This window comes from Polaribacter litoreus (assembly GCF_054584775.1).
Genome location: NZ_JBTLRD010000005.1, coordinates 273534 through 293631 on the forward strand (window position 1 = coordinate 273534; position 20098 = coordinate 293631).

Below are 20098 nucleotides of genomic sequence, written 5' to 3' on the forward strand. Positions count from 1 at the left end.
TTATTAGTTATTAATTGTCCAAGCTAAATAATATTGAGAACCAATTGCACCAACTCCTGGCGCACTTAAGTACTCTTGCCCTGTTAAGTTAGCACCACCTAATTTAAATACAGATTTAATGCTTGGTACTGCATAGTTAATTTGAGCATCAATAACAGTTCTAGCTTCGATAGTTGCATCCATAAAAGTAGACTCCCACAAGTACTCATCTTGCCATCTTGCATTGATGTTAAATCCGAAATTTTCAAATAAGTCTGTTTTACCAAACTGTATTTTAACTTTGTGCTCTGGTGTATTAAAACCTGCCTCAAAATCTGGATCTGTAGATTGATCAAAATCAAACTTGGCATACGTATAATTTAGGCCTAAATTAAAACCATTAAATATTCTGGTATTTAAACCAATTGATGCTCCATAAGAATTGATATCGGCTGCTGAATTTGTATAGGTTTGAAAAACAGTAAAATCATCACTAGCTAATGCAGCAAGTGCTAAAGGAACTGGGGCACCTCCTGGACCAATTGGTGCTGTATCTGATAAATCTGTTTGCCCATAAAAAGGAACAACAACATTTTTATTAGCGATAAAATCTTTATAATTATTGTAATACACACTTAAATCTACGGTTATTCTTTGATCACCAGCATTTACTAAACCTCTATACCCAATTTCTGCAGCAGTAACTCTTTCAGGCTTTACCAAATCTACATTCACTGTTTCTGGCACAGCCAGTTGCCCTGCAGCAAAAGCGGTTACAGAAGATGCAGTAAATGCGTTTTCATAAGCATCTCTACCAGAAACTGCAATTGTTGGTGATCCTGTAAAGTTTTGCCCATTACCGCTAACAATTAAAGGTTGTGTTTGATATCTATCTAAATTATCTGGTGCAGAACCAATTAAATAGGCTCTACCTGCATTTAATCCAATATATTGATCTTGTGTTGTTGGGTTTCTAAAACCTGTTTGAAAAGACAGTCTGAAATTTTGATTTTTATTTTCGCCAGCTGCATAAGCTAAAGATACTCTTGGTGAAAAATTACCATCAAAATTTTGTGCTTTATCATAACGAACAGACGCTGTTAGTTTTAAACGATCGTCCTCTAAAAATTTCTTTTGCATTTGTGTGTATAAACCAAATTCATCATAATTTATAGGTCCGTCATAATCTGTAAAAATACTTCCATTAGAGTTTAATGAATACAATCTGTAAGAACCACCAACTTGAAACTCTGCCCAATCTATTTGGTCTTGAAAATTGTAATTTGCATCTGCATGATACAATTTTGTATTGTCTTGAAATTTTGAACCAGTAATTAGGTCTGGATCAGCAGTAACTCTATCAAAAGCTTCTTGAAACTCTTCTGTACCTGGCAGTAACCTTCCTGTTTCTGCTGTTTGTCTTGCTACAGCATGTGCTTGGTCTGAATTTGCACCTGCCAAAGTACTTTGTAAATACGCCCCAACATACTCTCCAAACCATGTATTATCGTCTTTCCATGCTCTGTTGATATTAATTGCAGCGAAACGAGTATCGTAAGAATTACCAGCATCTTCACTTGTTAAATATCCTCTTACAAAGAAATTTCTACCTCTAAATTCTAATTTATGCTGCTCCATAAAAAAGTCTTGAATATTGTACCTATTTGTACCCTGATAAATGGTATTACCCACACCAAATTTAGAGTTCCAAATTACCTCTAATCGATCATCTCCAAAAGGACGATAGTTTAAAGAACCTCCAAATTTAACGCTTTTTGCCTCGTAATTCATCAAGTCTCTTTCATCATAACCTGTTCTACTGATATTTTCACTTGGTATTAAAGCTGATGCTCCATTTGGTATAATTCCTAAACCCTCTAAGGTTTCTGCGACACCTTTTATATTGGTAGTCACCTCATCTCCATATACATTTAAACCATCATAATTTCTATCAGAGTTTCTATCTCCAGGAATAAAATCTCCATCTAATGCAGAACCCTCTCTACTGTTTCTATAATCAGTGGCAAACCATTCTGTACCATCTAAATATGCTAAAGTTGCTTTTGCTGCAAACTTTTCTGAAAAAGCATAAGCCATTCTTAAATTTACATCTGTATATAAATTATTTCCTGCAGCTTCTTGACTAGTAGCACCTCCTTTAATAGAAACACTAATACCCTGATCTTCAAAAGGGTTTTTACTAGTCATAAACATAATACCGTTAAATGCATTTGCCCCATACAATGCAGAGGATGCACCTGGCAACAATTCAACTGTTTTTACATCTAGTTCAGACATTCCTAATAAATTACCTAATGCAAAGTTTAAGGCTGGTGATGAGTTATCCATACCATCTACCAATTGCATAAAACGGGTATTTGCAAACGTAGCAAACCCACGAGTATTAATAGATTTAAATGTTAAACTGTTGGTGTTTACATCTACTCCTTTTAAATTTTCTAAACCATCATAAAAAGATGGAGATGAGGTGTTTTTTATGGCTCTTATGTCCATTCTTTCTACGGTTACTGGAGATTCCATAATTCGTTCAGGAGTTCTCGATGCAGAAACTACAATTTCATCTAATGCGGTTTCGTTTTCATTAAGTGCTACCTCAACTTTTTGATTATTTTTGGTGATTTCGACTTTTGTTATTTGAAATCCTAACATAGAAACTTCTAAAGTAAAAGGTGGATTATCTGTAACTTGTAAAACAAAATCTCCATCAAAATCTGAAGTAGTACCTACGGCTTTTCCAGAAATTTTAATGTTTGCTCCAGGAAGTGTTTCTCCTGTTTTTGCGTCTTTTACTGTTCCAGTAACAACGGTTTGCCCCACCATTGCTAAACTACTGAAAACTGCAAATACAATTAGTAAAATCTTTTTTATCATAATTTGAATTAATTTGTTAACGGTTGTGCAAAATACGACTTTTTTTGAATTTCTAAATAAATCATCACTTAATTTATGATTATAACAAATTAAACCGAATTAATTTGCCATTTAGATACCTGAAAACCCAATCTTAATGTTCTTTTTAATAAGCCTTTATTGTACATTTGTAATATTAAATTTTTGTTTTTGAAGATAGTACAAGACATTTCAAATTTTACTTCTGATAGTCAGACATTTGTAACTATAGGTACCTTTGATGGCGTGCACTATGGGCATCAAAAAATAATAGAAAAATTGGTTTTTGAGGCAAAAAAAGCCAATAAAAAATCGGTTTTGCTTACTTTTTTTCCTCATCCAAGAATGGTGCTTCAAAAAGAGGCTAGCATAGAAATGATTAACACCATTGACGAACGTGCTTTTTTGTTAGAAAAAACAGGGTTAGATTATCTAATAATTCATCCTTTTAGTAAAGAGTTTTCTAGAACTTCTGCTTTAGAGTTTGTTAGAGATATTTTAGTAAATCAATTAAATATTTCTAAATTAATTATTGGCTACGATCATCATTTTGGTAAAAATAGAGAAGGTAATATTATACAACTTACAGAATACAGCCACGTGTACGATTTTAAAGTAGAAGAAATACCCGCACAAGATATCGATGATGTTTCTGTAAGTTCCACAAAAATTAGACGCGCTTTACATGCTGGTAACTTAAAAACTGCCAATAATTATTTAGGATATTACTTTATGCTAAATGGTAAAGTAATAAATGGCAAACAGTTAGGTGGTAAAATTGGTTATCCAACAGCAAATATAGACGTTAAAGAAACTTATAAATTAATACCTAAAACAGGTGTTTATGTGATAAAATCTTTAATTGATAAAAAAACAGTTTTTGGGATGATGAATATTGGTAATAGACCTACTGTAGATGGTAATCATCAAACCATTGAGGTTCATTTTCTTGATTTTAATGAAGATTTGTATAACAAAAACCTAACCATAGAATTGATTTACTTTTTGCGAGATGAACAAAAATTTGATTCTGTAGATTTGTTAATTCATCAACTTAAAAAAGATGAAGAAACTACTCGAAATTATATTAAAAAGAATAAGCCCCTTTAATTCCCCAAAGGGGAAAAATCTCTCGTGCTAAAATTTCTCTTTTTTAGAAATTAAGATCGATTAATATTCGTGTATTCATGGCAATTATATTATATATTTGCTGTTTTAAATTTCTACAGAAAATGTTACAAGTACACTTTATTAGAGAAAACAAAGCCACTGTTTTAGAAGGTTTGGCAAAACGTAATTTTGCTGATGCTGAAACAATTATTGAACAAGTTTTAACTGCGGATGAAAACAGAAGAGCAACTCAGGTTGAGCTTGATAATACATTAGCTGAATCTAATAAAATATCCAAAGAAATTGGAAATTTGTACAAAAGTGGAAAAGCACAAGAAGCAAACGTTTTAAAAGAAAAAACTGGTGAATTAAAAGAAAGCGCCAAAGAATTGTCTGAAAAATTGAATGTTTATGCAGATGAATTGCAAACGCTTTTGTATCAAATACCAAATATTCCTCACGCTTCTGTAAAAGCGGGTACTTCTGAAGAAGATAATGAGAACATTTTTAGTGAAGGTATTATTCCTGATTTAGGTGATCATGCACTTCCTCATTGGGAATTAGCCAAAAAATATGATATTATTGATTTTGAATTGGGTACCAAAATTTCTGGTGCTGGTTTTCCTGTTTATAAAGGAAAAGGTGCAAGATTACAACGTGCTTTAATCAATTATTTTTTAGATAAAAATACAGCTGCTGGTTATACAGAAGTACAAGTGCCTCATTTGGTAAATACGGCTTCTGCAACTGCAACTGGGCAATTGCCAGATAAAGATGGGCAAATGTATCATTCTACCATAGATGATTTGTATTTAATACCAACAGCAGAAGTGCCAATTACAAATATGTTTCGTGGAGATTTAGTGCAAGAATCAGATTTTCCGATCACTTTAACTGGTTACACACCTTGTTTTAGACGCGAAGCAGGTAGTTATGGTGCGCATGTACGTGGTTTAAACAGATTGCATCAATTTGATAAAGTAGAAATTGTAAGAGTAGAACATCCAGATAATTCTTACAAAGCTTTAGATGGAATGGTTGAACACATTAAAAATATTTTAAGAGAGCTTAAATTACCTTATAGAATTTTGCGTTTGTGTGGTGGTGATACTGGTTTTACGTCTGCATTAACGTTCGATTTTGAATTGTTTTCTACAGCACAAGACAGATGGTTAGAAATCAGTTCTGCCTCTAATTTCGAAACTTTTCAGGCAAATAGATTAAAACTACGTTTTAAAAATAAAGAAGGTAAAAGCGAATTAGCACACACACTAAATGGTAGCTCTTTGGCTTTACCACGTGTTTTGGCTGGAATTCTAGAGAATTATCAAACAGAAGATGGAATTCAAGTTCCGGAAGTCTTGATTCCTTATGCTGGTTTTGATATTATAAAGTAAACAGTCTTCAGTTGGCAGTTTTCAGTCATAAACTGACTGCTTACTGAATACTGATAAACTGCAAACTGTTTTTTAGTTAGCCAAAACAGCTACCATTAATCTTTTATATTTATTCATTTCTAAAAGCGCATTTAAATAAGCACTAATTTGTCCGTTTTTCATAAACTCAATAGAGTTTTGTTTTGCGTTTTCGTATTTGTTGGTTAGCTCGTTCATAATTTTGTTTTGATTGGTTATATATCCTATAGACAAGTTTCGTGCCAAAACGTTACAAAGAAGTAAATGAAATAAGATTGGTTTAGCAAAAATTTAACATTTATGTTAGTTATCTTTGAATTTTATGAAGCAGTTTTTCCTCATCATATTTATAAGTTGTAGTGCCATTTCCTTTTGCCAAGAAAATGAAAATCAAAACGATTTTTTCTTAGCAGAAAGCTACTACAGACAAGGAGAATACGAAAAAGCTACTCAGATTTACAAAAAATTGTATGATAAAAGTCCGTTTAACACCACCTATTTAAATCGATTAATCAGCTGTTATCAACAAACAGAAAAATTTTTAGTTGCCCAAAATTTATTATCCGAAAAAATTAAAAAAAACCCAACTCAAAACTACCTCTATGTATTTTTAGGTTATAATTTCGAAAAACAGCAACTCAACGAACTTGCAAAAGCGAATTACGATAAAGCCCTAAATTCTTTAGATGTTACTGCTGCTTATGGAGGAATAATAGGAAGATTGTTTAAAGACTACAACAAGTTAGATCTTGCCATTTTAGCTTATAAAAAGGCAATGCAACAAAACGAAAACTCAAACTACAACTTTCAAATTGCTCAGATTTATGGAGAAAAGGGTGATTTTAAGCAAATGTTTGAGTATTACATTAATTTAATTGATAAAAACGGGAGTTATTTAAATTTAGTGCAACGTTATGCAAGTAGGTTTATTACCGATGATGCAGAAAATGAAACCAATATTTTATTCCGAAAAACCTTATTAAGAAAATCGATAAGCAACCCCAAAGAAGAATGGAATATATTGTTGAGTTGGTTATTTGCGCAACAAAAAGATTATGGTAAAGCGTTAATTCAAGAAAAGGCTTTGTATCAAAGAAACCCTGTTGATTTGTCTGAAATTTTTAGTTTAGGTAAACTTTCATTTAATAATAAAGCTTATGAAACTGCTTTGCAATGTTTTCGTTTTATTGATGAAAAATCAGTTTATAAAGAAGAAAAAATTGAGGCCAATTTATACCTCGCTAAGATTGCTGTAGCTACTAAAAACAAAGAAATAGAAGCTTTATTTCTAAATTTATTCAAAAAGTTTGGTAAAAACCAGGCAAGTATAGACTTACAAGTAGCATATGCAGATTATTTAACTTTTAGTAAAAGCAAACCAGAAAAAGCAACAGTTGTTTTAGAAGAAGCCTTAGGTTATTCAAAATCAAAATTTGAAAAAGCCAGAATAAAATTAAAATTAGGTGATGTTTTAGTGTTTAGAGGACGTTTCAACAAAGCTTTAATTTACTTTTCTCAAATTCAAACCCAATTAAAAGGATCTGAATTAGCACAACAAGCACGATTTAAAGTAGCACAAACCAGTTATTTTAAAGGCGATTTTGAATGGGCAAAAGCGCAGTTAAAAGTATTAAAAGGCTCTACAACTCAACTAATTGCTAATGATGCTGTAGATTTGTTTTTAAAAATTACAGATAACGAACCTGTAGATTCTATTCCTTCTGGCTTAAAACAGTTTGCAAAGGCAGAATTATTGGCATATCAAAACAAAAATAAAGAAGCTTTACAAGAAATTGCAAATCTATTTTCATCAAAAGAAATATTAATAAATGGTTTGGTGCCTGGCGAAGTTATTTATGATGATGTTTTGTATTTACAAGCAAAATTACTCATCAAACAAGAAAAGTATTTGGATGCCATTACGAGTTTAGAAAAAATTATTGCAGCAGATAATCAAGGTTTTTTAACAGATGATGTTTTATTTTTAATCGCAGAAACCTACAATACAAAACTTGGTGAAGTTGAAAAAGCAAAAGAATACTATCAAAAAATAATTTTCGAACATCCTTCAAGCATTTATTTGGTTGATGCACGAAAAAAATTCAGAAAATTAAGAGGAGATACCATTTAGTTTGTCGTTAATGGTTGTTTGTTATTTGTTAAAAAAAATTAATGGCAACTTTACTATCAACTAAAAACCAATAACTAAAAACCAACTATGTACATATACAACGTAACTATAAATATAGATGATACTGTTCATAACGAATGGTTAACTTGGATGGAAACCCATATTTTAGAGGTTTTAAACACTGGTAAGTTTACTTCTGCAAAGCTTACGCAAGTTTTGGTAGAAGAAGAAATGGGTGGCAAAACCTATTCTGTACAATACACCACAAATTCACGTAAAGATTTAGATGCGTATTATTTAGAAGATGCTGAAAATCTACAAATTAAAAGTCTGCAAAAGTTTGGCGATAAAATGCTAGCTTTTAGAACAGAGTTACGTTTAGTTAAAGAGTTTTTTCCTACTAATACTAAAAATTGATATGAATGCATTCTTTTCTAAAAATAGAAAGCTAATTTTAGCAATAGCCATATTACTACTAATTATTGGTGCTGTAATGGCCTTTGTGTTTTGGGGCATTGAACCCCAAGAAACCATTGCAGGTACATTTTGTGGTATTGGTTTATCTATAGCTATTTTTTCTTTATCACTAAAGAAAGGATAACAATATTAAAAACTAGCACCAACACCTACGGAAAAAGTAGCTATTTTAGAAACTCCAATTTTAAAATGCTCGTAACCAGATAAAATTTGATAATTTTTGATGTGATATTTTAGCAACAATTTTGTTTTATGAACTTCTTCTTGGTTAATATTTGTCCATTTATGAGAAAAATCTATACTAATTGGCTTTACAACAAACAGCTCTGCTCCCACCCCCACACCAAAACCAGATTTATCAACATCACTACCAACGTGCATTATTCCTAAACCAAACCAAGCATCAAAACGCTGAGTTCTAATTCTATGATATTTTAATAATGCGGAATATAATGAAAACGATTCGTGATGATTTTGCACTTTTTCAGTCAAATACAAATATTCTAAATCAAGAGCAAAACGCTTAAAAAATCGAAAATTTACTCCAAAATTGTTTCCATATAAATTTCTGTTTTCTCTCACAAAAGTATTGGTAACATCAAACCTTGTACTATTATAATTTGTAGAATCTGTATAAATAAAGTTGCCATAATTAGATGCTTTATAACTATAATTTGAGATCTCAGCATCGTGCATACGTCCATTTTTTTCATAAACAGATTCAATAGCAACTCCATAAAATGTATGAGCAGCTATACTCCAAATAATCCTAGCAAAAGGGTTAGAAATATCATCACTAAAATGACTTCTATTTCTACCATTACCTGTGGTTCTTGTTGTTCTCTTACCTGTATTTCTAGTAGATTTTGTAGTTTTTAAACGTTCTTTTCCTTTTTTTAATTTTCCTTCTTGAGCCAAAGTAGAACAATGTGCGCCAAACAAGAAAACAGTTACCAGCAGCAATTTTTTTAGCATTTTTATCGATTTTTTAAATCACATATCAACAATAATTATGCCGATTTTAACTGTATCTTTGTTCAAATACTAAATACTTTAGTTTAATTTTAGTATGTATTATTTGTAATGAATGAAAAAAAGATATGTCTGTAAAAGCAAAAAAACATTTAGGTCAGCATTTTTTAACGGATGAAAGTATTGCAAAAGATATTGCTGATGCTTTAACCGAAAGCGGTTATGAAAATATCTTAGAAATTGGTCCAGGAATGGGGGTTTTAACCAAATATTTATTACAAAAGAAACCGAAAGTTACTGTTTTTGAAATTGATACAGAATCAGTTATGTATTTAAAAGATGTTTTTCCTGTTGAGCAGATTCAAGTAAACACATCTAAAGAAAAATTTGAAATTATTGAAGGTGATTTTTTAAAAAGTAACCTCAAACAAATTTTCAACGAAAAGCAAGTGGCTATTATCGGTAATTTTCCTTACAATATTTCTTCTCAAATTGTTTTTAAAGCAATAGAAAACAGAGCAATAGTTCCAGAATTTGCAGGCATGTTTCAAAAAGAAGTGGCTATGAGAATTGCAGAAAAAAAAGGCAGCAAAGTTTATGGAATTCTCTCTGTTTTAACACAAGCTTTTTTTGATGTTGAATATTTATTCACAGTACCTCCCACCGTTTTTAATCCGCCACCAAAAGTAGATTCTGGCGTAATTAGATTTATCAGAAAAAAAGATTTTACATTACCTGTAGATGAAAAATTATTCTTTCGTGTGGTAAAAACAGCCTTTAATCAGCGTAGAAAAATGTTACGTTCTAGTTTAAAAAGCTTCAAACTTTCGGATTCTTTAAAAGAAGACCCTATCTTTGCCATGCGACCAGAACAACTTTCTGTTTTGGAGTTTATTTCACTCACCAAAAAACTCTCAGAAAATGGCATTTGAAATCACAGATGAATTTTTAGAAAAGCTTAGTGAACTTATAAAAGTTAACAACGAAGTAGCAATTACAAAATTGTTTAAAGAGGTGCATTATGCAGATGTTGCTGAGGTTTTAGACGAAGTAAATTTTGATGAAGCCATTTACATTATTAAACTTTTAGATAGTGAAAAAACATCTGAAATTCTTACAGAATTAGAAGATGATATTCGTGAAAAAATTCTTGAAAATTTATCAGCCCAAGAAATTGCAGACGAAATTGGCGAAATGGATACTGATGATGCTGCTGATATTATTGGAGAACTCTCTGATGAACGCCAAGCACATGTAATTAATGCTTTAGACGATGATGAATTAGCTGCAGATATAAAAGAACTATTATCTTACCAAGACAATACTGCTGGTGCTTTAATGGCCAAAGAACTGGTAAAAGTTTATGAAACATGGACAGTTGCTGGTTGCATGCGTAGAATTCGAGGCCAAGCCAAAGATGTTACAAGAGTGCACTCTATTTATGTAGTGGATAAGGATGACAAGTTAGTAGGCAGATTGTCTTTAAAAGATTTAATCATTGCCAAATCAGACCAGCATATTGCAGATATTTTAAAAACAAAAGTTGATGCTGTAAACGTACACGAAGATGATGAAGAGGTTGCAAAAATAATGGCTAAATACGATTTAGAAGCTATACCTGTTGTTGATGACAATAATGTATTATTAGGCAGAATTACTATTGATGATATTGTAGATGTACTAAAAGACGAAGCGGAAAGAGATTACCAATTAGCAGCAGGTTTAACAGAAGATGTAGACTCTGATGACAGTATTTTACAACTAACAAGAGCTCGTTTGCCTTGGTTGTTTTTGGGTTTAATTGGCGGAGTTGGTGCTTTTTTAATTATGGAAGGCTTTCAAGGTGTTTTTGCAAAATACGCTGCCCTATTTTTCTTTACACCTTTAATTGCTGCCATGGCTGGTAATGTTGGTGTACAGTCTTCTGCAATTATTGTGCAAGGTTTGGCTAATGATGATGTAAAAGGTAGTATCAACAGTAGGTTGATAAAAGAAATGCTTTTAGCGGCTTTAAACGGAGTTATTTTAGCGCTATTTTTATTTCTATTTGTTTGGGCGTACGAAGGTAAAATAAATACAGCTTTAGCAATTTCGTCTTCTTTAGTTGTGGTAATTATTGTGGCTGGTTTAATTGGTACTTTTGTACCTTTATTTTTAAACAAACGAGGCATTGACCCAGCAATTGCAACTGGTCCTTTTATAACTACTTCAAATGATATTTTTGGTATTTTAATTTATTTTTTAATTGCAAAAATGATTTTAGGTATCTAAATACATTTTACTTAAACCGTAAAATCATATTGATTTATTTTATCAGTTTTCATCCTAAAAATAGTCAAAAAAAATGAGGTTGTTTTAAAAGTATTACAACTTATCATTTTGCCTGCAATAAAGAAAATTTACGCTTTGATAATCAAATGTATTATTTTCAACTTTCTTCAAAATCACATATATACCTACTTTTTAAATAACCTCATTTTTTTCTTCTATTTCAACTGCAGAATAAAGATTATGGCTTGTCTTCTACATTCTTATCTAAATTTCTAATTTCCTCGTTAAATTCTTCAATTACATCTTCATGTGCTTTTATATACGTTTCTATAGTTTCGTATAACTCTTCTTTTAAATCATCAAATTTCTCATAAACCTCCTCTAAATTTTCTTTCATTTCATTTTCAGATACATATTTTTCTGATATTAGCTCTAAATACTCTTTTTGAACATCTGCAACATCTTCCAAAACCTCTTCTGTTTGCAACCAATCTGGAATTGTATTTCTTAAATTAGCTACTCTGTAGTTTAAACTTTCAATTCTTTCTTTGGTGTTTGGCTCGTTTGATTTTCTGATGTTTACCAGCTCATTATTTACTGTTGTAAAATCTTCCCAATCATCAAAACCCACAACTCCATTTATATCCAAATCATACACAATTGGTGTTGCCCTATCTTTTAGTTTGTAAGTACGTGTTTTTATTTGATTTGTATTGAAATCTTCATTTTTCACTTTAACATCTACATTATCTTTCTCAACTTTTATTGCTTTACTAACCTCTTTTTTATCTTCTATTTCAGTTTTGTTTTTTGTCTTGTTGCAAGACGTCAGTATAATACTTGATAGAATTAGCAGCATTAACATTGTCTTTACCGAATTTATATTCATAATTTTCATAATACTTCTATTTTAAGTTCATCACAAACATATAAGATTCACAAAGTATGAGTTAACGCAAATGATACATATCTTTGCTCTTTAGTAAAAGAAACATTAAGAAGATTTATAAGACACCATGATTATTTCCTACCAAAATCTGCAGGAATTTCTCCCCAAGCTTTGGTTTCCCATTTTAAAATTGGGTTTTTAAAAGAATTGTTTTTAAGCCAGTTTTCGGCTCTTTTAATCAGCTCTAATAAGTCTTTGTTAGCAGTATCAAAATGAAGGTTGGTTTTGCATTTTTTTTGACGAATCCAACTCATGGCAATTCTAGAATCAGAATAAATAGGAATGTTTTCTTTGTTTTTACGCTTTAATAACGCAATTCCATGCACTAAAGCTAAAAACTCACCAATATTATTTGTTCCATTTTGGTAAGGTCCTTTTCTAAAAATTTCTTTTTTGCTGTGTGTAAAAACACCTCTGTATTCCATTTTACCAGGATTTCCAGCACAAGCAGCATCAACAGAAATACTTTCTAAAATATGTTTGCCAAACTTTTCTTTTTCTTTGGATGATAATGTGGTTTTTTTAGTGTTTTTCCCTTTATAATCTTCATATTTTCCTTCGGATGCTTTTTCGGCTTCGTCTAAATTGACAAAAGATTTGTATTGGGCACCCTCAAAACCATCAATTTGTGCTTTGCAAACTTTCCAAGAAGTAAAAACACCTGTTTTTCTTCCTTTCCAAACTACATAAAACTTTTTTTTAGGCATTTGTAGATACAATTACTTCTTCAATAACTTTCGGAAAATATTGTTGTTCTAAAAGATGAATCTTTTCTGCAATTTTTTCTGGAGTATCTGTATCATTTAACGCTGTTTTTGCCTGAAAAATGATAGCACCTTCATCATAATTGGCATTTACATAATGAATTGTAATTCCTGTTTCTGTTTCTTTATTTGCAGCAACAGCTTTGTGAACATTCATGCCATACATTCCTTTTCCACCATAATTTGGCAATAAAGCAGGATGAATATTTATAATTTTATTAGGAAAAGCATCAACTATTTTTTCAGGAATTTTCCATAAAAAACCAGCCAAAACAATAAAATCTGCTTCTTCTTTTAAAAGATTAAGAATAAAATCCGAAGAAAAAAACTGCGTTCTATTAAAGTGTAAAGATTTGGTTTTTAATCTTTTGCACCGTTCAAAAACCTTGGCATGCTCATTGTTACATAACACTTGAGTAACCTTAGCGGTTTTAGTATGATTAAAAAACTTTATAATGTTTTCTGCGTTCGTTCCAGAACCAGAAGCAAAAACAACAATACGCTTCATAACTACATTTCTAAGCTACAAAAAAAAGAATAAATATTAACAAAATGATGATTTTTAAAGGGAGATTAATTTTTTTTATTTACTTTTAGTAATCATTTTTCGAGCAAAAATTAGTTATAATTATAAAGATTCGTATTTTTGCGCCGATTTAAATTTTAAAAAACAAAAAAATTATGTCAGACATTGCATCAAGAGTAAAAGCTATTATCGTAGACAAATTAGGAGTAGACGATAACGAAGTAACAACAGAAGCTAGCTTCACAAATGATTTAGGAGCAGATTCTTTAGATACTGTTGAGTTAATTATGGAGTTCGAAAAAGAATTCGATATTCAAATTCCAGATGATCAAGCTGAGAACATAGGTACAGTAGGTCAAGCAGTTAGCTATATAGAAGAAGCAAAAAAGTAATATTTATATGCAGTTAAAACGAGTTGTAGTCACTGGACTTGGCGCATTAACGCCAATTGGTAATAATATTGAAGAATATTGGAACGCTTTAATTAACGGAGTTAGTGGAGCAGCACCTATCACACACTTTGATGCTGCCAAGTTCAAAACTCGTTTTGCATGTGAATTAAAGAATTTTACGGTTACCGATTTTATCAATAGAAAAGATGCCCGTAAAATGGATAAATTTACACAGTATGCAATGGTAGCGTCTGATGAAGCTATTGCTGATGCTGATTTAAATTTAGACGAAATTAACAAATTACGTGTTGGCGTAATTTGGGGAGCAGGAATTGGAGGATTGGAAACATTTCAAGACGAAGCCATTAATTTTGGCGCTGGTGATGGAACTCCAAGATTCAACCCATTCTTTATCCCTAAAATGATTGCAGATATTGCGCCTGGAAACATTTCTATCAAAAATGGTTTTATGGGGCCAAACTACACCACAGTATCTGCCTGTGCATCTTCTGCAAATGCCATGATAGATGCACTAAACTATATTCGATTAGGACATTGTGATATTATTGTTACTGGTGGCTCTGAAGCAGCTATTACACAAGCTGGTGTTGGTGGTTTTAATGCCATGAAAGCACTATCTGAAAGGAACGATGATTGCCAAACTGCTTCTAGACCTTTTGATGCAGAACGTGATGGTTTTGTTTTAGGTGAAGGTGCTGGTGCTATTGTTCTAGAAGAATACGAGCATGCAAAAGCAAGAGGTGCAAAAATCTACGCAGAAGTAATTGGTGGTGGTATGTCTTCTGATGCGTATCACATGACAGCTCCACATCCAGAAGGAATTGGAGTGATTGCAGTAATGAAAAACTGTTTAGAAAATGCAGGTATAAAACCAGAAGATGTAGATCATATCAATACTCATGGTACTTCTACTCCTTTAGGTGATGTTGCAGAATTAAAAGCAATATCAGAAGTATTTGGATCGCATGCTAAAAACATCAATATAAATTCTACAAAATCTATGACTGGTCACCTATTAGGTGCTGCTGGTGCTATTGAGTCTATTGCTTCAATCTTAGCAATGGAAAATAGCATTGTGCCACCTACTATAAACCACAAAAATGTAGATGAAAGCATTAATACTGAACTAAACCTTACACTTAATCAACCTCAAAAAAGAGAAATTAAAGTAGCAATGAGCAATACCTTTGGTTTTGGTGGCCATAATGCTTGTGTAGCTTTTAAGAAGTTAGAGGAGTAAAAAAAATGAAGCTAATTCCTAAAATAGCTATAAAGCGACCACCTAAAAACAAAGAAGATAAAGCTTTATATTATGAATTAAAAGAATTGCTAAACTTTACACCAAGACATCTAAACAAATATAAAAAAGCGTTTACACATAGATCTGTTCAATTATCAGACGCAAAAGGAAATCCTATAAATTATGAACGTTTAGAGTTTTTGGGCGATTCTATTTTAGGAGCCGTAATTGCAGCCTACCTTTATCAAAAAGTACCTTCAGGCTCTGAAGGATATTTGACTAAAATGCGTTCTAAAATTGTTAGTAGAGAACATTTAAACGAACTAGGAAAAGATTTAGATTTAATACGTTTTGTGAACAGTAACGTAGATGAAGCTAATGTGGGCGAAAACATTCATGGTAATATTTTCGAGGCTTTAATTGGTGCTATTTACTTAGACAAAGGTTATAAGTTTTCTAAAAAATTTATCTTTGAAAATGTAATTCTACCTTATGTGGATATTGAAAAATTAGAAGGTAAAATAACAAGCTACAAAGGTTTAATAATTGAATGGTGTCAAAAACAAAAAAAGAAATACAAATTTGACACTTACGAAGATACTGGTAATGACCCCGTTAAACACTTTAGTGTAAAAGTAAGTATAGATGGTCAACAAATTGCTAAAGGCAGAGCAACCTCTAAGAAAAAAGCAGAAGAACAGGCCTCAAAAAGAGTCTATTACGCTTTTCAAAATCAAATTTCTGCAAGCTAAAAGCGATAACGTTTTCGTTAAAATAAATTAAAAACTCGCAAACTATTAGTAAATTAGCAACCTAAAGACAAAGTAAGAGCTAATTTCTATTTATGCAAATTCACTCATTAGGCTTAAATATATGTGAAGAAGAATATTCTTTAATAGGAATTCACACAACGTTAGAAGACTACAAACTTGCCTATGTATTGAATAAAAATTTAGGAACGCGCTTTTACAAATCTAAAGAAGATTTAAGTTTTGGAGAGATGAAAAAACAAGCATCTTTTTCTATATTCAAGTATCTGAATAAAAAATACGATTTCGAATGGTTTTTGATAGCAAATAGCTCAAAAAGAGAAAACTTAACAGTATCTAATGAGCTTTTACTAACATCAGAAACTAAAACATATTTAATTCCAGAAAAGAAAAAAGTAGATTTTTTTGTAAAAATTACAGGAAATATTAACTACAGCTTTTTTATAGAAACCATACAAAAAATCAAAAAAATAGATCAAATAATTACCTCTTATTCAATAGATAAAAACACCTTAAAATCGAAAGATTTTTTAATATTTTAAAATATGCCACAAAACAATAAAACAAAAATAGTAGCAACTTTAGGACCAGCAATAGATACTAAAGAAAAAATGAAAGAGCTTGCCGAAGCTGGTGTTAATGTTTTTAGAATTAACTTTTCTCATGCTAACTACGATATTGTAAAGCAAAACGTAGATAGAATTAGAGAAATAAATGAAGAAAATAGCTACAATATTGCTATTCTTGCAGACTTACAAGGCCCAAAACTTAGAGTTGGTGTTATGGAAGACGATGTAGAATTGCAAGACGGAGATACGTTTAAATTTACTACAGATGAGTGTATAGGTACCAAAGAAAAAGCTTTTATGACCTATCAACGTTTTCCTAAAGATGTAAAAGTAGGAGAACATATTTTGGTTGATGATGGTAAATTGCTTTTCGAAGTAGTATCTACCAATAAAGAAAATGAAGTTGTTGTTAAAGTTCTTGTGGGTGGCCCTTTGAAATCTAAAAAAGGAGTTAACCTACCAAACACAGCAATTTCTTTACCTGCATTAACAGAAAAAGATATGGAAGATGCTGTTTTTGCTATAGGGCAGCAAGTAGATTGGATTGCCTTGTCTTTTGTAAGAACACCAGATGATTTACGAATGTTACGCGATTTAATTGCTCAACATTCTGATTACCGAATTCCTGTAATTGCCAAAATAGAAAAGCCTGAGGCAGTTAAAAATTTAGATGCATTAATACCTTATTGCGATGGTTTAATGGTAGCTCGTGGTGATTTAGGTGTAGAAATACCAATGCAAGAAGTTCCTCTTATTCAAAAGAAATTAGTAAGAAGAGCCAAAAGAGCAAGAATTCCTGTAATTATTGCTACGCAGATGATGGAAACCATGATTGATAATTCTGTACCTACAAGAGCAGAAGTAAATGATGTTGCCAACTCTATTATGGATGGTGCTGATGCAGTAATGCTATCAGGTGAAACTTCTGTAGGAAAACACCCTTTGCGAGTGATCCAAAAAATGACTGAGATCATTAAAAGTGTAGAAAACTCAAGAATGATTAAAGTGCCTCAAGAAGCCCCACATATTAGAACCAATAGATTTATTACAAAATCTATTTGTCATCATGCAGCAATGATGGCTAACGATACTGGCGCTTCTGCAATTTCTACATTAACCAATAGTGGTTATACTGCATTTCAAATTTCATCTTGGAGACCTAGAACGCATGTTTTAGCATTTTCTACAGAAAAAAGAATATTAGGAAAATTAAATTTACTTTGGGGAGTTAGAGCTTATTTTTATGATAAAAACTTAACTACAGATGATACTGTTGAAGATATTAACAGCATTGCTAGAGAAAAAGGGTTTGTAAAACCAGGTGACTTAATTATCAACTTAGCATCAATGCCAGCAGAGGCAAAAGGTATGGTAAATACTTTACGTGTTACAGAAATTGAATAGATAATACATACATAATAAATTTAAAAGCGTTTTGATAGGTTTCAAAACGCTTTTTTTATGGAAAAACATATCTTATATCTTTTATGATTAGTACTTTAGAATCAATTTAAAAACCACTAATTATTAATGTAATATAATTTTTATTCTTTAAAACGAATGTCATTTCTACTGAAATAGAGAAATCTAAATTTTAGATTTCCCAGCCACACTACTACTTCGCAAGCTACCTTTAATAAAAATTTATTTTATCTCAGTAGTATTGGAAATAACAATCTACTGTTATTAAGTACAGTAAATCTGTATCAACCTAAAAAGCTATACTGAACTCATGTTTTTCAGAATTGTAGCACAGTTTGCAAATGCATCCCATCAAAAAAATGAGTATGTACACAACAATAAATTTTATAGATATTTCTTATATGTATAAAACATGTTAATAAAAATAATAAGTTTAAAAAAATTTAACGTTATTTTTGAATAAAACAAAAAAAACACTACATTTATTGAGAATAAAATCAAACAATTATGGGAATTAAAAGTTTTCAGGGAAAAAGAGACGAGTCTCAAGGTAAAACAGAAGAACAAATTTTGGTTGCAGACTATATGACCACCAAGTTAGTTACTTTTAAAGCAGAAGATTCTTTAGATTACGTAATTAGCCAGTTAATCAAATATAAAATATCTGGAGGTCCTGTAACTAATGATAAAAACGAATTAGTGGGTATTATTTCAGAAACAGATTGTATAAAACACATTTCTGAAAGCAAATATTACAATATGCCATCTGACACCAATAATACTGTAGGAAAATATATGGTTAAAGATGTAGATACTATAGATAAAGACATGAATATTTTTGATGCAGCCTTTAAGTTTATCAGTTCTCGCAGACGAAGGTTTCCTGTAATTGAAAATGGAAAACTCATAGGACAGTTAAGTCAAAAAGATGTTTTAAAAGCTGCCATTAAAGTAAAAGGAAATACTTGGAAGTAGTTACTTACAAAACTACATTATAAAATAACCTTTTTTTATTGAATGAATCAAATATCATTTTTTATCGATTACACAATGACTTAAAAGTTTTGAAGCTTTGTTTGATTTTTGTTATTATCAAATTCAGAATAGATATAATTAATTGGTTATCAATCTCTTTTAATCAATAAAAACATTTCATTTTCTAAAGCCAAATAACCTTGATCATAAATGTAATAATAAACGTTACCTGTTTGGGTTTTATAAATCGATGTAAAAAAATGAAAATCAAACCCTTTATCAAATAACTTTCTTCTAGACACTTTTGTTTTTCCTGATGTATTTAGTTTCGATAAAATATTATAATTTTTTCGAAGTCTGTTATTTGTATTTCTAATTAAATTTTTACTCTCTTTGTTTACTTTATTATTATAGGTATTTCTACAATAATCTGAACAGAATTTTTTATCAATTCTACCAATTACTTTTTCCGAACATTCAAGACAATTTCTTTCTTCCAAAAAATACGATTTTTAAAAATAATATTAACTTATTGAATACAAAGGTATTAAAAAAATTTAAACGATTACATTCATTTACAAACGAAAACAAATGTTTAATAACCGATTTTTATACGCATCACAGTACATCTTTGCAGTGTCGAAACGAATTGACAAAAACAAAATAATAATTTTAAACCTTATCTTATGAATACGTTAAGAAACAAAGTACAATTAATTGGAAATTTAGGAAACAATCCAGAAATCATCAATTTAGAATCTGGTAAAAAACTAGCAAAATTTTCTCTCGCAACAAATGAGAGTTACACCAGTACATCTGGTCAAAAAATTGATAAAGTTGAATGGCATAATCTAGTAGCTTGGAACAAAACAGCTGATATTGTTGAGAAATATGTAACTAAAGGGAAAGAAGTTGCTATTGAAGGAAAGTTAACATCTCGTTCTTATGAGACCAAAGAAGGTGAAAAAAGATATATTACAGAAGTAGTTGTGAATGAACTTTTAATGTTTGGAAAATAATTTAAAATGAGGCTGTCTTGTAAGTATTAAAATTTATCATTTTAACGATTACGGAAATATCTTATTTGATACATATCAAAGATATAAATTTCCCATATTTGAAAAATGGTGACACTTTCCCATCAAGTGTGTAAGTTAAAAATTACAGGATTAGATTTTTCATAGTTTAATCCTGTTTTCAAATAT

At 30.9% G+C, this 20098-nt stretch carries 21 protein-coding genes; 14 read left to right on the forward strand and 7 right to left on the reverse strand.

Going from position 1 to position 20098, the window contains the following annotated elements:
* Positions 1-3 precede the first annotated feature (3 nt).
* Complete coding sequence (locus ACW9UN_RS06280) at positions 4-2871, reverse strand: TonB-dependent receptor (RefSeq protein WP_459484916.1); 2868 nt, start codon at positions 2869-2871, stop codon at positions 4-6.
* A gap of 189 nt (positions 2872-3060) precedes the next feature.
* On the opposite strand from ACW9UN_RS06280, the gene ACW9UN_RS06285 reads away from it, so the two are divergent.
* Together ACW9UN_RS06285 and serS are read left to right on the forward strand one after the other, a co-directional pair.
* Entirely contained in the window at positions 3061-3999 is a 939-nt protein-coding gene (locus tag ACW9UN_RS06285) for a bifunctional riboflavin kinase/FAD synthetase (RefSeq protein WP_459484917.1), read from the forward strand.
* A gap of 122 nt (positions 4000-4121) precedes the next feature.
* Entirely contained in the window at positions 4122-5396 is a 1275-nt protein-coding gene (serS, locus tag ACW9UN_RS06290) for a serine--tRNA ligase (RefSeq protein ID WP_459484919.1), read from the forward strand.
* A 72-nt stretch (positions 5397-5468) separates the two neighbouring features.
* Here serS and ACW9UN_RS06295 read toward each other — a convergent pair whose 3' ends face one another.
* The gene (locus tag ACW9UN_RS06295) at positions 5469-5612 is read right to left on the reverse strand and encodes a hypothetical protein (protein ID WP_459484921.1); all 144 of its coding nucleotides are present in this window, start codon (positions 5610-5612) and stop codon (positions 5469-5471) included.
* A gap of 124 nt (positions 5613-5736) precedes the next feature.
* Here ACW9UN_RS06295 and ACW9UN_RS06300 point away from each other — a divergent pair, with 124 nt between their 5' ends.
* The 3 genes from ACW9UN_RS06300 (at position 5737) to ACW9UN_RS06310 (ending at position 8146) form a co-directional block, all read left to right on the forward strand.
* A complete protein-coding gene (locus tag ACW9UN_RS06300; protein ID WP_459484923.1) occupies positions 5737-7545 on the forward strand; it encodes a tetratricopeptide repeat protein in 1809 nt (602 codons plus the stop codon).
* Positions 7546-7632: 87 nt separating this feature from the next.
* Entirely contained in the window at positions 7633-7962 is a 330-nt protein-coding gene (locus tag ACW9UN_RS06305; protein WP_459484926.1) for a DUF4286 family protein, read from the forward strand.
* 1 nt (position 7963) lies between these two features.
* Positions 7964-8146, forward strand: a complete 183-nt coding sequence (locus ACW9UN_RS06310) for a hypothetical protein (protein ID WP_459484929.1) — start codon at positions 7964-7966, stop codon at positions 8144-8146.
* A gap of 5 nt (positions 8147-8151) precedes the next feature.
* On the opposite strand, the gene ACW9UN_RS06315 is transcribed toward ACW9UN_RS06310, so the two are convergent.
* Positions 8152-8997: a hypothetical protein gene (locus tag ACW9UN_RS06315; protein ID WP_459484931.1), complete on the reverse strand. Its 846-nt coding sequence runs from the start codon at positions 8995-8997 to the stop codon at positions 8152-8154.
* 125 nt (positions 8998-9122) lie between these two features.
* Here ACW9UN_RS06315 and rsmA point away from each other — a divergent pair, with 125 nt between their 5' ends.
* Together rsmA and mgtE are read left to right on the forward strand one after the other, a co-directional pair.
* Positions 9123-9926 (forward strand): 16S rRNA (adenine(1518)-N(6)/adenine(1519)-N(6))-dimethyltransferase RsmA, encoded by an 804-nt coding sequence (gene rsmA, locus ACW9UN_RS06320; protein ID WP_459484932.1) that lies wholly within the window; start codon positions 9123-9125, stop codon positions 9924-9926.
* Positions 9916-11265: a magnesium transporter gene (mgtE, locus tag ACW9UN_RS06325; RefSeq protein WP_459484933.1), complete on the forward strand. Its 1350-nt coding sequence runs from the start codon at positions 9916-9918 to the stop codon at positions 11263-11265. The genes rsmA and mgtE overlap by 11 nt, the downstream gene beginning before the upstream one ends.
* 238 nt (positions 11266-11503) lie before the next feature.
* On the opposite strand, the gene ACW9UN_RS06330 is transcribed toward mgtE, so the two are convergent.
* The 3 genes from ACW9UN_RS06330 to purN all read right to left on the reverse strand — a co-directional run bounded on the left by ACW9UN_RS06330 (position 11504) and on the right by purN (position 13486).
* Positions 11504-12163 carry a hypothetical protein gene (locus tag ACW9UN_RS06330; protein WP_459484935.1) on the reverse strand — a complete coding sequence of 220 codons (660 nt, stop codon included), beginning with the start codon at positions 12161-12163 and terminating at the stop codon, positions 11504-11506.
* A 122-nt stretch (positions 12164-12285) separates the two neighbouring features.
* On the reverse strand, positions 12286-12921 hold the full coding sequence (locus tag ACW9UN_RS06335; RefSeq protein ID WP_459484936.1) for a ribonuclease H1 domain-containing protein: 636 nt from the start codon (positions 12919-12921) through the stop codon (positions 12286-12288).
* The gene (purN, locus tag ACW9UN_RS06340) at positions 12914-13486 is read right to left on the reverse strand and encodes a phosphoribosylglycinamide formyltransferase (RefSeq protein ID WP_459484938.1); all 573 of its coding nucleotides are present in this window, start codon (positions 13484-13486) and stop codon (positions 12914-12916) included. Before purN ends, ACW9UN_RS06335 begins: the two co-directional genes overlap by 8 nt.
* Positions 13487-13659: 173 nt before the next feature.
* Between purN and ACW9UN_RS06345 the strand changes: the two genes are divergently transcribed.
* From ACW9UN_RS06345 to ACW9UN_RS06370, 6 genes are all read left to right on the forward strand, one after another.
* Positions 13660-13896, forward strand: coding sequence for an acyl carrier protein (locus tag ACW9UN_RS06345; protein WP_004569249.1), 237 nt, complete (start codon positions 13660-13662; stop codon positions 13894-13896).
* Positions 13897-13903: 7 nt separating this feature from the next.
* Positions 13904-15157, forward strand: coding sequence for a beta-ketoacyl-ACP synthase II (fabF, locus tag ACW9UN_RS06350; protein WP_459484942.1), 1254 nt, complete (start codon positions 13904-13906; stop codon positions 15155-15157).
* A 5-nt stretch (positions 15158-15162) separates the two neighbouring features.
* Positions 15163-15909, forward strand: coding sequence for a ribonuclease III (gene rnc, locus ACW9UN_RS06355; protein ID WP_459484944.1), 747 nt, complete (start codon positions 15163-15165; stop codon positions 15907-15909).
* A 92-nt stretch (positions 15910-16001) separates the two neighbouring features.
* Positions 16002-16469: an IPExxxVDY family protein gene (locus ACW9UN_RS06360; RefSeq protein WP_459484947.1), complete on the forward strand. Its 468-nt coding sequence runs from the start codon at positions 16002-16004 to the stop codon at positions 16467-16469.
* Between the two features lie 3 nt (positions 16470-16472).
* Positions 16473-17900, forward strand: coding sequence for a pyruvate kinase (gene pyk / locus ACW9UN_RS06365; protein WP_459484949.1), 1428 nt, complete (start codon positions 16473-16475; stop codon positions 17898-17900).
* Positions 17901-18425: 525 nt separating this feature from the next.
* Positions 18426-18893 (forward strand): CBS domain-containing protein, encoded by a 468-nt coding sequence (locus tag ACW9UN_RS06370; protein WP_459484951.1) that lies wholly within the window; start codon positions 18426-18428, stop codon positions 18891-18893.
* A 149-nt stretch (positions 18894-19042) separates the two neighbouring features.
* Here the strand turns inward: ACW9UN_RS06370 and ACW9UN_RS06375 are convergent, their stop codons facing one another.
* Positions 19043-19393, reverse strand: coding sequence for a hypothetical protein (locus tag ACW9UN_RS06375; RefSeq protein ID WP_459484952.1), 351 nt, complete (start codon positions 19391-19393; stop codon positions 19043-19045).
* Between the two features lie 186 nt (positions 19394-19579).
* Between ACW9UN_RS06375 and ACW9UN_RS06380 the strand changes: the two genes are divergently transcribed.
* Entirely contained in the window at positions 19580-19912 is a 333-nt protein-coding gene (locus ACW9UN_RS06380; protein ID WP_459484954.1) for a single-stranded DNA-binding protein, read from the forward strand.
* The last annotated feature ends 186 nt before the right edge of the window (positions 19913-20098 follow it).